The organism is Nocardioides sp. zg-1308, from assembly GCF_013155375.1.
Lineage (GTDB): Bacteria > Actinomycetota > Actinomycetes > Propionibacteriales > Nocardioidaceae > Nocardioides > Nocardioides renjunii.
The window spans coordinates 344386-357593 of the sequence record NZ_JABJQY010000005.1 but is presented as its reverse complement, the minus strand read 5'-3'; the positions used below and the strand labels follow the sequence as shown (position 1 = coordinate 357593).

The following is a 13208-nucleotide window of genomic DNA, read 5'->3' as shown; positions in this document are numbered from 1 at the left end:
ACTGACCGGGTGCCGCCCGCCCCCTCCTCCGTCGACCCGGCCGTCGACATCTCGGGGCTCGTGATGGCCTACGGCGACAAGGTGGCCGTCGACGGCCTCTCCCTCGACGTCGCCCGCGGCTCCATCACCGCGGTCCTCGGACCCAACGGTGCCGGGAAGACCACGACGCTGGAGACCTGCGAGGGCTACCGCGTCCCGCAGCAGGGCACCGTGCGCGTGCTCGGGCTCGACCCGCAGCGCGACCGCGCGGCCCTGCTCCCCCGGATCGGCGTGATGCTCCAGTCCGGCGGCGCCTGGAGCGGCGTACGGGCCGGGGAGATGCTGGAGCACATGGCCTCGCTGCACGCGCACCCGCTCGACACCGCGATGCTGAGCGACCGGCTCGGCCTCGGCGACTGCGGCCGTACGCCCTACCGGCGGCTGTCCGGCGGGCAGAAGCAGCGGCTGGGCCTGGCCATCGCCCTCGTCGGCCGGCCCGAGCTCGTCTTCGTCGACGAGCCCACCGCAGGGATGGACCCGCAGGCGCGGCGCACCACGTGGGAGATGCTGCGGGAGATCCGCGCCGACGGCGTGACCGTCGTGCTCACCACTCACCACATGGACGAGGCCGAGCAGCTCGCCGACCGCATCCACATCATCGACCGGGGCACCGTGATCGCCAGCGGCACGCCCGCCGAGCTCACCCGCGGGGGACGCTCCGCCACGATCCGCCTCGTCGTCAACCGGCCGTTCCCCGACGGTGCCCCCGAGTCGCTGCGCGCCGAGCTCGGCCCCGAGACGGAGGTGCGCCAGCTCGACGAGGTCAGCATGCTCATCCACGGCCCTGCCGACTCGAGCACGCTCGGCCTCGTCTCGCGGTGGTGCGAGCGGCACGACGTGCTGCCCCAGACGCTGAACCTCGGCCAGCGCACCCTCGAGGACGTCTTCCTCGAGCTCACCGGACGCGAGCTCGCCCCGTGAGCACCTCCGGCACGAGCGCCACCGCGCGCACCTTCACCCCCGCGCCCGGCGCCGCCGCCCTCTCCCGGATGGTGCTGGCCCAGTCGCGCATGGAGGCGCGACTGATGCTGCGCAACGGGGAGCAGCTCCTGCTCGCCATCGTCATCCCGGTCATCGTCCTCGTCGGCGGCGTCGCCGCGGCCGGACGCATCGGGATCGACCTCGACGGCCACCGCGCCGTGGACGTCCTCACCCCGGGCGTCCTGGCCCTGGCCGTGATGTCCACCGCCTTCACGTCGGTGGCGATCGCGACGGGCTTCGAGCGCCGCTACGGCGTCATCAAGCTGCTCGGCTCGTCGCCGCTGCCCCGCCACGGACTCCTGCTCGGCAAGGTCCTGGCCCTGCTCAACGTGGTGGCGCTGCAGCTCGTGGTGCTCGTGGTCGTCGGCCTGGTGCTCGGGTGGGAGCCCACGCCGGCCGACCCGCCCCGCTCGGTCGTCGGCCTGGTGCTTGCGGTGGCCCTCGGCACGGCGGCCTTCGCCTCGCTCGGCCTCTTCGTCGCCGGCGTGCTGCGCGCCGAGGCCACGCTGGCGCTGGCCAACCTCGTCTACCTGCTGCTCATGGCCGGGGGCGGCGTCGTCCTCCCCGCCAGCACCTACGGCGCCGCCTCGTCGGTCATCCAGTGGCTGCCCTCAGGAGCCTTGGGCGAGGCGATGCGCGCCGCCCTCGTCGAGGCCGACGTCGACGTCCGGTCCCTGCTCGTGCTCGCCGCGTGGACGGCGATCGGCACGGTGCTCACTGCTCGAACCTTCAGGTGGGAATGATGCACGTCGTGCTCGACCGGCTCTCCCGGTTCCTCTGGCCCCTCGCGGTCGCCAACCTGGTCGCCAACATCGGCATCGTCGTCACCGGCGCCGCCGTGCGGCTGACCGGGTCCGGCCTGGGTTGCCCGACCTGGCCGCGGTGCACGGATGCGTCGTACGTCGCCCACGGCGAGCTGGGCCTCCACGGGGCCATCGAGTTCGGCAACCGGCTGCTCACCTTCGCGCTGGCCGCGATCGCCGTGCTCTGCTTCCTCGCCGCCCTCGGCGCTCGCCACCGGCGCGCCACCCGGCTCTCGGTCGTCATCGGCCTCGGCATCCCGCTGCAGGCGGTGCTCGGGGGCATCACGGTGCTGACCGACCTCAACCCGTGGATCGTGGCCGGACACTTCCTGCTGTCGATGGCGATGATCATGGTGTGCGTCGCGCTCGTCGACGAGCTGCGCAGTCCCGACCGGGACGTCGCTCCCCCGCTGCCCCGGGCGCTCGCCTGGGCCACCCTGGCCGTCGGCTGGGTGGTGCTCTACCTCGGCACCGTCGTCACCGGCGCCGGTCCGCACGCCGGCGACACGGAGTCGCCCCGCAACGGCCTCGACCCGTCGACCGTCTCGCAGGTGCACGCGTCGTCGGTCTACGTCCTGGTCGCGCTCACGGTCGCGCTGCTCGTCGTGGCGCGACGTGGTGGCCACCGGTGGCTGGCGACGGTGACCGCCCTGGTGCTGCTCGTCGAGGTGCTGCAGGGCGTGCTCGGCTGGGTGCAGTACTGGCTCGACCTGCCGGTCGGCCTGGTCGCCCTGCACATGCTGGGAGCGGCGCTGCTCGCCGCGGGTCTCGCGCGGATCGGCCTCGCGGTGCTGCCGCACCGGGCCGTGCACGAGGCGAGCGCAGGCGGCGAGCCGCAGCCCCACGCTGCGACCCGCCTGCCCTAGCCCTCCCCGGGTCCCTCCCAGGACCGGTCGTACGTCGAGCCGGTGCGACCCGGACGGGTCAGCGCTCGACCTTGCGCGCGAAGACGACGGTGCGCTTGGCGTAGTCGTCGGCCTTGCAGCCGACGAGCACGATGCGCGCCGGCCCCGACACGGAGTAGAGCGATCCCATCCGGCGCTTGGCCGGCCAGAACTCTCGCCGCGTCACCTCGAAGTCGCAGCCGCCGACGGTGACGACGTCACCGCGACGGAGCTGCCCCCACCTGTCCGCCACGCCGTTGCCGGCGCGCCAGGCGTGGCCGGCGTAGACGGTGCTGCCCGTCGGGTCGCAGGGCGGGTCGCCCTGCGCCCACGTGTAGACCGCGCCGCGGAGGCGCGAGCCGACGGCCAGCGTGTTGTTGCGCGCCGCCACCTGGATGACGGCCGCGTCGGTGCCCAGCGTCGGGATCCGCAGCCGGTCAGGGGCGGCGTGGGCCGCCGCTCCCTGACCGACGAGGACTGTGGCGCCGAGCGTCACGCCCACGAGGAGGCGTGCCAGCACGGTGCCGCGCATCAGGATCCGGTGTTCGGCGCGATCTCCGGGGCGGCCGCGCACGGCCGGGTGCTGAAGGTCATCTTCCACACCCGCTTGCCCTCGAGCCGGTAGGACGCGTCGGCGGCGAAGGCGCGGACGGTCACCGACCGGTGCGTCGCCTTGAGCCAGGCGCCCTGACGCAGCACCTTGCCGCGCGACTTGTAGACGACACCGGAGCGCTCGCCAACCTTGATCCGGTCACCGCTGCGACCGCACTTGTCGATCATGCGGGCCTGCGCCCGGACGACCCGGACCTGGGCGGGCAGCACCTCGGGCGGCGTGACCACCGGCGGCGTGACCGGCGGGGTGACGACCGGCGGGGTCGGGCAGGGCACGTTGCTGTCGGTCGGCACGGGGTAGGTCGTGGTGGTCTGACCGTTGGGGAACTGGTGCCCCGGGGTGGCGGTCAGCGTGAGACTGCCGTCGGAGTTGGTCGTCGCCGTCCAGGGGCCGGTGGGCACCTGGCCGTAGTGGGCGTTGCCCGGACCACAGTCGTCGACGACCGGCACGGTCGGCGGCTGGACGGTGGTGGGCGGGCACGGCACGTTGCTGTCGGTCGGCGCCGGGTAGGTCAGGGTCGTCTGCCCGTTGGGGAACTGGTGTCCCGGGGTGGTGGTGACCGTGAGGCTGCCGTTGGAGTGGGTCGTCACGGTCCAGGGGCCGGTGGGCACCTGGCCGTAGTGGGCGTTGCCCGGACCACAGTCGTCGACCACCGGCACGGTCGGCGGCTGCACGGTCTTCACGACGCAGTTGTCGGTGAACTTGTAGACCGGGATGGTGCCGTAGCTCGTGTTGGTGTTGCCGTTGTCCCACCTGGCGTCGAGCCGCAGGGTGACGTCACCCGTCGGCTTGCTGGTGACGGTCTCGGTGAACTTCGCGGTCTGCGTGGACGTCAGCTTGGTGCCCACCGGGACGACGGACCGGTTGGAGGCCGTGATCGTCTCGGTGACGGTCTCGCTGTTGGTGACCGTCCAGGTGACGGTCCAGCCCCCGCCCGTCTTGCAGGCGACGGAGCCGGTGATGGTGTTGTGGTGGGCGCTCGCGGCGCCGGCGATCCCGACGACGGCGAAGCCGACGGCCAGGACGAGCGTGACGACGCGTGACACCGTGCGGTTCAGGGAGGACGTACGTCCTGCGCCCTGCCCGCCGACCTGTTCGCTCAGGCTCTCGTGTGGTGCTGAAGACATGTGTGACAAACCCCCAAATAGCGTGGGGACGCCCGCTGCCTCCCCATCACTCGATTCAACGCGGCGCGGGAGCGGCAAACACGAGAGGTTGTCTCAAGATGCTCTCTGGATTCCCTCAGTCGTCTGACGAGTTCGTCAATATGCGCTAGGGCGCTCGGAGATCGTCAGCGGCCGAGCAGGGGATCCAGCGCAACTGCGACGAAAAGGAGGGACAGGTAGAGGTTCGAGGTGTGGAAGAGCCGCATCGGGTTGATCTCCCCCAGGGCGTCGGAGACCTTCGTGCGCGCCCACATGCGGTGGGCCTCGACGAGGAACACCGCTCCCAGCACGGCCGCCGCCACCGGGTAGACCAGGCTGGTGCCGGCCACCGGCCAGAGCAGCAGCGAGGTGGCCACCATGACCCAGCTGTAGAGCACGACCTGCCGACCGACCTCGGCCGCCGGCTTCACGACGGGCAGCATGGGCACGTCGACGTTGCGGTAGTCCTCGCGGTAGCGCAGCGCCAGCGCCCAGGTGTGCGGCGGCGTCCAGAAGAACACCACGAGGAACAGCACGACCGGCGTCCACGCCAGCTCGCCGGTGACGGCGGTCCAGCCGATCAGCGCCGGGAAGCAGCCCGCCAGCCCGCCCCACACGATGTTCTGCGTCGTGCGGCGCTTGAGCAGGATGGTGTAGACGAGCACGTAGAAGGCGTTGGCGAGCAGCGAGAGCGTCGCCGAGAGCCAGTTGACCCACAGCGCCAGCACCACCGTCGACAGCACGGCCAGGACGGTGGCGAAGACGAGGGCCGACAGCGGCGAGACGATGTGGCGCGGCAGGGCGCGGCGGCGCGTACGCCGCATCTGCTCGTCGATGTCGCGGTCGTAGACGCAGTTGAAGGCCGACGCCGAGCCGGCCGACAGCGCGCCGCCCACGACGGTCGCCGCGACCAGGCCGAGCGGCGGGATGCCGCGGTCGGCGAAGAACATCACCGGCACGGTGGTCAGCAGCAGCAGCTCGATGACCCGCGGCTTGGTCAGCCCGACGTAGGCGCCGACGACGTCGCGCCAGGTCTTGGCGCCGTCGTCGTCGGGGTCGCCACCGGTCGACGGCCGGGCGGACGCACCAGCGCGCGAGCCGGCGTGGGACACAGTGGCACCTCAGGGGACGGGGTGGAGACGGATGGGACCCGGAGTTGTGGGAACCGGAGGCCGTGAACGGCCGGAGGAGCGACGTCCCGGGCCACCCTCGGGTGGGGTCGAGTCTACTCGGCCCCGGCGATAGGCTCGCAGTCGAGGCCACCTCCGCAGGTCTGTGATCCTGCACTCCCCGGCCCCACGGCTGAACCCCGGCTGCACTCCATCGAGAGGAACCGCGTTGTCCGAGAACTCCGCCCTGCCCGCCACGCTCGAGTGGGACGAGATCGACGACAGAGCTGTCGACACCTCCCGTGTGCTCGCGATGGACGCGGTGCAGAAGGTCGGCAACGGCCACCCCGGCACCGCCATGAGCCTGGCGCCCGCGGCGTACCTGCTCTTCCAGAAGGTGATGCGGCACAACCCGGCCGACCCGCACTGGACCGGTCGCGACCGCTTCGTGCTCTCGGCCGGCCACAGCTCCATCACCCTCTACACCCAGCTCTTCCTCGGCGGCTGGGGCCTCGAGATCGAGGACCTGCGCTCGCTGCGCACCTGGGGCAGCAAGACCCCCGGGCACCCCGAGCACGGCCACACCGCCGGCGTCGAGACCACCACGGGCCCCCTCGGCCAGGGCGTCGCCAACGCGGTCGGCATGGCCATGGCCGCCCGCCGCGAGCGCGGCCTGCTCGACCCCGACACGGCGGAGGCCGACTCCCCGTTCACCCACCACGTCTACGCGATCTGCTCCGACGGCGACCTCGAGGAGGGCATCAGCGCCGAGGCGTCCTCGATCGCCGGCACCCAGCAGCTCGGCAACCTGACGATGATCTACGACGCCAACCGCATCTCCATCGAGGGCGACACCGACGTCGCCTTCACCGAGGACGTCGGCGCCCGCTACGAGGCCTACGGCTGGCACGTGCAGACCGTCGACTGGACCAACGACGGCACCGACTACGTCGAGGACGTCCCCGCTCTGTACGACGCGGTGCGCGCCGCCGCCGAGGTCACCGACCGCCCCAGCCTCGTCGTGCTGCGCACCCTGATCGCCTGGCCCGCGCCGACCGCGCAGGGCACCGGCAAGTCCCACGGCTCCGCCCTCGGCGCCGAGGAGGTGGCGGCGACCAAGGAGATCCTCGGCTTCGACCCCGAGAAGCACTTCGAGGTGCCCGAGGACGTCATCGCCCGCACCCGCTCCCTCGTGGAGCGCGGCAAGCTGGAGCAGTCGGCCTGGCAGGAGCGGTTCGACGCCTGGCAGGCGGCCGCGCCCGAGGAGCGGCTCGAGGTCTTCCGTCGCATGCAGACCCGGGCGCTGCCCGAGGGGCTGGCCGACGCCCTGCCGAGCTTCGACGCCGACCCCAAGGGCGTCGCCACCCGCAAGGCCTCCGGCGCGGTCATCAACGCCGTCGCGGCCGTCATGCCCGAGCTGTGGGGCGGCTCCGCCGACCTGGCGGAGTCCAACAACACCACCATCGAGGACGCGCCCTCCTTCATCCCGGCGGTCCGGTCCACCGACCAGTGGTCGGGCGACCCGCTCGCCGGACGCGTGCTGCACTTCGGCATCCGCGAGCACGGCATGGGCGGCATCCTCAACGGCATCGCCCTCCACGGCGGCACCCGCGTCTTCGGCGGCACCTTCCTCACCTTCAGCGACTACATGCGCGGCTCCGTCCGCCTGGCCGCGCTGATGGGCCTGCCGGTCACCTACGTGTGGACCCACGACTCGATCGGCCTCGGCGAGGACGGCCCGACGCACCAGCCGATCGAGCACCTGGCGGCGCTGCGCGCGATCCCCGGCCTCGACGTCGTACGCCCCGCGGACGCAAACGAGACCGCTGCCGCGTGGCACGCGGTGCTCCAGCGCACCGACCACCCGGCCGGCATCGCGCTCACCCGCCAGAACGTCCCCGTCTTCCCGCGCGGCGAGGACGGCTTCAGCGACACCTCGAACGTGCACCGCGGCGGCTACGTCCTCCTCGACGTCGAGGGCGGCGACCCCGACGTCATCCTGATGGGCACCGGCTCCGAGGTGCAGGTGGCAGTCGCCGCGCGCGACCTCCTCGCCGAGGACGGCATCCGTGCCCGCGTCGTCTCCCTGCCCTGCCTCGAGTGGTTCGAGGAGCAGGAGGAGGCCTACCGCGAGACCGTGCTCCCCCCGACGGTCAAGGCCCGCGTGTCGGTCGAGGCCGGCGTGAAGCAGGGCTGGCGCGAGTACGTCGGCGACCACGGCCGGATCGTGTCCATCGACCACTACGGCGCCTCGGCCGACTACGCGCGCATCTACGAGGAGTTCGACATCACCGGCGAGGCGGTGGCCAACGCCGCTCGCGACAGCCTGCGCACGCTCACCGACTGACGTCGGCCGAGCCCGCAGCCACCGACCACCGATCCTCAGGAGGCACCATGAACGACCGTCTCAAGGCCCTGGCTGACGCCGGGGTGTCCATCTGGCTCGACGACCTGTCCCGCGAGCGCCTCGAGACCGGCAACCTCGCCGACCTCGTCCAGAACCGGCACGTCGTCGGCGTGACGTCCAACCCGGCGATCTTCCAGTCGGCGCTGGCCAAGGGCGAGCGCTACGACGCCCAGGTCCGGGAGCTGGCGGCGCAGGGCGCCGACGTCGACAAGGCGACCCTCGTCATCACCACCGACGACGTGCGCGAGGCCTGCAAGGTCATGCGCCCGGTCTTCGACGCCACCGACGGCGTCGACGGCCGCGTCTCCATCGAGGTCTCCCCCGGTCTCGCCCACGACACCGGCGAGACCGTCACCGAGGCGGCGATCCTCCACAAGACCGTCGGCGAGCCCAACGTGATGATCAAGATCCCGGGGACGAAGGAGGGCTGGCCCGCGATCACGGAGACCCTCGCGGCCGGCATCTCGGTCAACGTGACCCTCATCTTCGGGCTCGAGCAGTACCGCAACGTGATGGAGGCATACGTCACCGGTCTGGAACGGGCGTCCGACAACGGCCACGACCTGAGCGGCATCCACTCGGTCGCGTCGTTCTTCGTCTCCCGCGTCGACTCGGAGATCGACAAGCGCCTCGAGGCGACGACCGGTGGCCCGGGCACCGACCCGGCGCTGCGGGGCAAGGCCGGCGTCGCCAACGCCCGCCTGGCCTTCCAGATGTACGAGGACTTCTTCCAGGGCGAGCGCTGGGCCGCGCTCGAGGCCAAGGGCGCGCGCAAGCAGCGGCCGCTGTGGGCCTCCACCGGCGTGAAGAACCCCGACTACGACGACACCATGTACGTCGTCGACCTGGTCGCCGCCGACACCGTCAACACGATGCCCGAGAAGACCCTCGACGCGGTCGCCGACCACGGCGAGGTGCGCGGTGACCGCATCCGGCCGTTCTACGACGACGCCGCCGCTCACATGCAGGCGCTGGCCGACGCCGGCATCGACTACGACGACGTCATCAAGGCCCTCATCAAGGAGGGCGTCGACAAGTTCGTCGTCGCCTGGGACGAGCTGCAGGAGACCCTCGCCGCGTCGCTCGAGGCCGCGCGGGCATGACCGAGGGGCCGGTCGACCCGACGACCACGGACGCCTGGTCACGGCTGACCGGGCTGGCGCAGGCCCCCCGGGCCGACCTGCGCGACGCCCTGACGACGTCGTGGGTCGAGCAGCAGTCGCTGGACGCGGCCGACCTCCACGTCGACCTGTCGAAGAACCTGTTCGACGACGACGTGGAGGCCGCCCTGCTGGCCCTCGCCGACGAGGTGGACCTCGTCGGGCGTCGGGACGCGATGTTCGCCGGCGAGCACATCAACGTCACGGAGGACCGTGCGGTGCTCCACACCGCGCTGCGGCTGCCGCCCGAGGCGACGCTGACGGTCGACGGCACCGACGTCGTGGCCGACGTGCACGAGGTGCTCGCCCGCGTCTACGCCTTCGCCGACCAGGTCCGCTCCGGCGACTGGACGGGCGTCACCGGCAAGCGGATCCAGACGGTCGTCAACATCGGCATCGGCGGGTCCGACCTCGGCCCGGTCATGGCCTACGAGGCGCTCGAGCCCTACCGCCAGGACGGGCTCTCCTGCCGCTTCATCAGCAACATCGACCCGACCGACGCGGGGCAGGCGCTCACCGGGCTCGACCCGGAGACCACGCTCTTCATCGTCTCCAGCAAGACGTTCGGGACGCTGGAGACGCTCACCAACGCGCGCCTGTGCCGGACGTGGCTGCTCGAGCACCTGCCGGCCGGCAGCGACCCGGCCGCCGCGGTCGCGCAGCACTTCGTGGCGGTCTCGACCGCCCTCGACAAGGTCGCCGACTTCGGCATCGACCCCGACAACGCGTTCGGCTTCTGGGACTGGGTCGGCGGGCGCTACTCGATGGACTCGGCCATCGGCCTCTCCCTGGTCGTGGCCATCGGCCCGGAGCACTTCGCCGACCTGCTCGCCGGCTTCCACGCGATGGACGAGCACTTCCACACGATGCCGGCCGAGGACAACGTGCCGCTCAAGATGGGGCTGCTCAACGTCTGGTACACCAACTTCCTCGGCGCCCACACCCACGCCGTCCTGCCCTACTCCCAGCTGCTGCACCGGTTCCCGGCCTACCTCCAGCAGCTGACCATGGAGTCCAACGGCAAGGGCGTGCGGTGGGACGGCGAGGCCGTCGGCTACGACACGGGCGAGGTCTTCTGGGGCGAGCCGGGCACCAACGGCCAGCACGCCTTCTACCAGCTGATCCACCAGGGCACCCGCCTCGTGCCGGCGGACTTCATCGCCTTCGCGCGGCCGGCGTACCCCCTCGTCGACGAGCCCGAGGAGGGCGAGCGCGTCGACGTCCACGAGCTGCTGCTCGCCAACTTCCTGGCGCAGACCAAGGCGCTCGCCTTTGGGCGCACCTCCGACGAGGTGCGCGCCGAGGGCGTCGCTGAGGAGCTCGTCGCCGCTCGCACCTTCCCGGGCAACCGGCCGACCACCTCGATCATGGCGCCGGCGCTCACCCCCGCCGTCCTCGGGCAGCTGGTCGCGCTCTACGAGCACGTCACGTTCGTGCAGGGCGCCGTCTGGGGCATCGACAGCTTCGACCAGTGGGGCGTCGAGCTCGGCAAGCAGCTGGCGCAGGAGCTGCGGCCGGCGGTGGCGGGCGACGCGTCGGTCGCGGCGGAGCAGGACCCCTCCACCCAGTCCCTGATCGCCTACTACCAGGAGCAGCGACGCTGATGGCCTCCACACCCCGCCCCAACCCGCTGCGCGACCCGCAGGACCGCCGGCTGCCGCGCATCGCCGGGCCGTCGAGCCTGGTGCTGTTCGGCGTGACCGGCGACCTGTCGCGCAAGAAGGTCATGCCGGCCATCTACGACCTGGCCAACCGCGGGCTGCTGCCGCCCGGCTTCTCGCTGGTCGGGTTCGCGCGGCGCGACTGGGAGGACCAGGACTTCGCGCAGATCGTCTACGACGCGGTCAAGGCCAACGCGCGTACGCCGTTCCGCGAGGAGGTGTGGCGCCAGCTCTCGGAGGGCTTCCGCTTCGTGTCGGGCAACTTCGACGACGACGAGGCGTTCGACACCCTGCGCCGCACCATGCACGAGCTCGAGGAGGTCCGCGGCACCGGCGGCAACACCGCCTTCTACCTCGCCATCCCGCCGTCGTTCTTCGGCGTCGTGGTCGACCAGCTCAAGGAGCACGGCCTCGCCGAGCAGGCCGCCGACGCCGACGGCGTGCAACCGTGGCGACGCGTCGTGGTCGAGAAGCCGTTCGGCCACGACCTCGAGTCGGCGCGCGAGCTCAACGCCGTGCTCGACGGCGTCTTCCCTCCCGAGTCGGTCTTCCGCATCGACCACTACCTCGGCAAGGAGACGGTGCAGAACATCCTGGCGATGCGCTTCGCCAACAACATGTTCGAGCCGATCTGGAACGCCAACTACGTCGACCACGTGCAGATCACGATGGCCGAGGACATCGGCATCGGCGGCCGGGCCGGCTACTACGACGGCATCGGCGCCGCCCGTGACGTCATCCAGAACCACCTGCTGCAGCTGATGGCACTGGTGGCGATGGAGGAGCCGACGTCGTTCGACGCCGAGAGCCTGCGGTTGGAGAAGCAGAAGGTCCTCTCCTCCGTCGTGCTGCCGTCGCGGCTGGACATCACCACGGCCCGCGGGCAGTACAGCCCCGGCTGGCAGGGCGGCGAGAAGGTGATCGGCTTCCTCGAGGAGGAGGGCATCCGTCGCACGTCCAGGACCGAGACCTTCGCCGCCATCACGCTGCACGTCGACACCCGGCGGTGGGCCGGCGTGCCGTTCTACCTCCGCACCGGCAAGCGCCTCGGCCGCCGGGTCACCGAGGTGGCCGTGGTCTTCAAGAGGGCGCCGCACCTGCCGTTCAACGCGACGTCGACCGAGGAGCTCACCCAGAACGCCCTGGTGATCCGCGTGCAGCCCGACGAGGGCCTGACGATGCGCTTCGGCTCCAAGGTCCCCGGCACGGCGATGGAGATCCGCGACGTCAACATGGACTTCGCCTACGGCGGATCCTTCACCGAGGCGAGCGCCGAGGCCTACGAGCGCCTGATCCTCGACGTGCTGCTCGGCGACCCGCCGCTGTTCCCGCGCCACGAGGAGGTCGAGCTGTCCTGGAAGATCCTCGACCCGATCCTCGAGCACTGGGCCCGCAAGGGGAAGCCGGAGGCCTACCCGTCCGGCACCTGGGGGCCGGAGTCGGCCGACAAGATGCTCGCCCGCGAAGGACGCACCTGGAGAAGGCCATGACGATGTTCGAGCTGCAGAACACCACCTCGTCCAAGATCGCCGCGGAGTTCGTACGCGCCCGCACCCGTGCCGGGTCCCCGGCGATGGGCATGGTGATGACGCTGATCATCGTCGTGCCCGACGAGGACGCCGAGGCCGCGATGCAGGCCGCGCAGCGGGCCTCGCGCGAGCACCCGGCCCGCGTGCTGGGCATCATCCTCGGCGACGCGCGCGGCAAGCCCCAGGTGGACGCGACCGTCGGCACCGGCGGTGGCTGGGGCGGCGAGACCGCGCTCATCCGGTTGCGCGGCGAGGTGGTGCGCTACGCCGAGTCCGTGGTGCTGCCGCTGCTGCTGCCGGACTCCCCCGTGGCGATCTGGTGGCCCACCGAGCCGCCCGACGACCCGGCCGACGACCCGCTGGGGGCGCTGGCGCGGCGACGCATCACCGACTCGGCGGCTGCCACCCGTGGCAAGTCCTCGGTCATGCACCGCCAGTGCCAGTCCTACGCGCCCGGCAACACCGACCTCAGCTGGACGCGCCTCACGCCGTGGCGGGCGCTGCTCGCCGCGGCCCTCGACCAGCACCCGGTCAAGGTGGCGCGCGCCTCGGTCTCGGCCGAGCGGATCAGCCCGAGCGCCGACCTGCTCGTGGCCTGGCTCAACGACCGCCTGCGCGTGCCGGTGGAGCGGCACACCTCCGAGGGGCCGGGGATCACCCAGGTCGTGATGGACACCAAGCAGGGACCGATCACGATCACCCGCGAGGACGGCCGGCTCGCGACGTTCTCCTCCCCCGGCCGCCCGGACCGCCCGGTGGCCCTCAAGCGTCGGGAGGTCCCCGCGCTGCTCAGCGAGGAGCTGCGCCGCCTCGACGAGGACGACGTCTACGCCGCCACCGCCCGCCGGCTCGTCGCGCTCGAGAAGGAGTCCTGACC

At 71.9% G+C, this 13208-nt stretch carries 11 protein-coding genes; 8 read left to right on the top strand and 3 right to left on the bottom strand.

Annotated features, from left to right (window positions below):
• Positions 1 to 9 precede the first annotated feature (9 nt).
• From HN031_RS20320 to HN031_RS20310, 3 genes are read left to right on the top strand one after another with little or no spacing between them, the layout of a single operon-like run.
• Positions 10 to 960, top strand: a complete 951-nt coding sequence (locus HN031_RS20320; protein WP_322425303.1) for an ABC transporter ATP-binding protein — start codon at positions 10 to 12, stop codon at positions 958 to 960.
• Entirely contained in the window at positions 957 to 1763 is an 807-nt protein-coding gene (locus tag HN031_RS20315; RefSeq protein WP_322425304.1) for an ABC transporter permease, read from the top strand. The genes HN031_RS20320 and HN031_RS20315 overlap by 4 nt, the downstream gene beginning before the upstream one ends.
• A complete protein-coding gene (locus tag HN031_RS20310) occupies positions 1763 to 2689 on the top strand; it encodes a heme A synthase (protein WP_253943613.1) in 927 nt (308 codons plus the stop codon). Before HN031_RS20315 ends, HN031_RS20310 begins: the two co-directional genes overlap by 1 nt.
• A 58-nt stretch (positions 2690 to 2747) precedes the next feature.
• Here the strand turns inward: HN031_RS20310 and HN031_RS20305 are convergent, their stop codons facing one another.
• The 3 genes from HN031_RS20305 to HN031_RS20295 all read right to left on the bottom strand — a co-directional run bounded on the left by HN031_RS20305 (position 2748) and on the right by HN031_RS20295 (position 5577).
• Positions 2748 to 3239, bottom strand: a complete 492-nt coding sequence (locus HN031_RS20305) for a class F sortase (protein ID WP_172274746.1) — start codon at positions 3237 to 3239, stop codon at positions 2748 to 2750.
• Positions 3239 to 4447 carry a hypothetical protein gene (locus HN031_RS20300; RefSeq protein ID WP_172274743.1) on the bottom strand — a complete coding sequence of 403 codons (1209 nt, stop codon included), beginning with the start codon at positions 4445 to 4447 and terminating at the stop codon, positions 3239 to 3241. The genes HN031_RS20305 and HN031_RS20300 overlap by 1 nt, the downstream gene beginning before the upstream one ends.
• Positions 4448 to 4611: 164 nt before the next feature.
• A complete protein-coding gene (locus HN031_RS20295) occupies positions 4612 to 5577 on the bottom strand; it encodes a heme o synthase (RefSeq protein ID WP_172274740.1) in 966 nt (321 codons plus the stop codon).
• Positions 5578 to 5887: 310 nt separating this feature from the next.
• Between HN031_RS20295 and tkt the strand changes: the two genes are divergently transcribed.
• From tkt to HN031_RS20270, 5 genes are read left to right on the top strand one after another with little or no spacing between them, the layout of a single operon-like run.
• Positions 5888 to 7921, top strand: coding sequence for a transketolase (gene tkt, locus HN031_RS20290; protein WP_253943673.1), 2034 nt, complete (start codon positions 5888 to 5890; stop codon positions 7919 to 7921).
• A gap of 47 nt (positions 7922 to 7968) precedes the next feature.
• Positions 7969 to 9084, top strand: coding sequence for a transaldolase (gene tal, locus HN031_RS20285; RefSeq protein ID WP_172274734.1), 1116 nt, complete (start codon positions 7969 to 7971; stop codon positions 9082 to 9084).
• Positions 9081 to 10745 carry a glucose-6-phosphate isomerase gene (gene pgi, locus HN031_RS20280; RefSeq protein WP_172274732.1) on the top strand — a complete coding sequence of 555 codons (1665 nt, stop codon included), beginning with the start codon at positions 9081 to 9083 and terminating at the stop codon, positions 10743 to 10745. Before tal ends, pgi begins: the two co-directional genes overlap by 4 nt.
• Positions 10745 to 12292, top strand: coding sequence for a glucose-6-phosphate dehydrogenase (gene zwf, locus HN031_RS20275; RefSeq protein ID WP_172274729.1), 1548 nt, complete (start codon positions 10745 to 10747; stop codon positions 12290 to 12292). The genes pgi and zwf overlap by 1 nt, the downstream gene beginning before the upstream one ends.
• On the top strand, positions 12289 to 13206 hold the full coding sequence (locus HN031_RS20270) for a glucose-6-phosphate dehydrogenase assembly protein OpcA (protein WP_253943612.1): 918 nt from the start codon (positions 12289 to 12291) through the stop codon (positions 13204 to 13206). Before zwf ends, HN031_RS20270 begins: the two co-directional genes overlap by 4 nt.
• Positions 13207 to 13208: the final 2 nt, after the last annotated feature.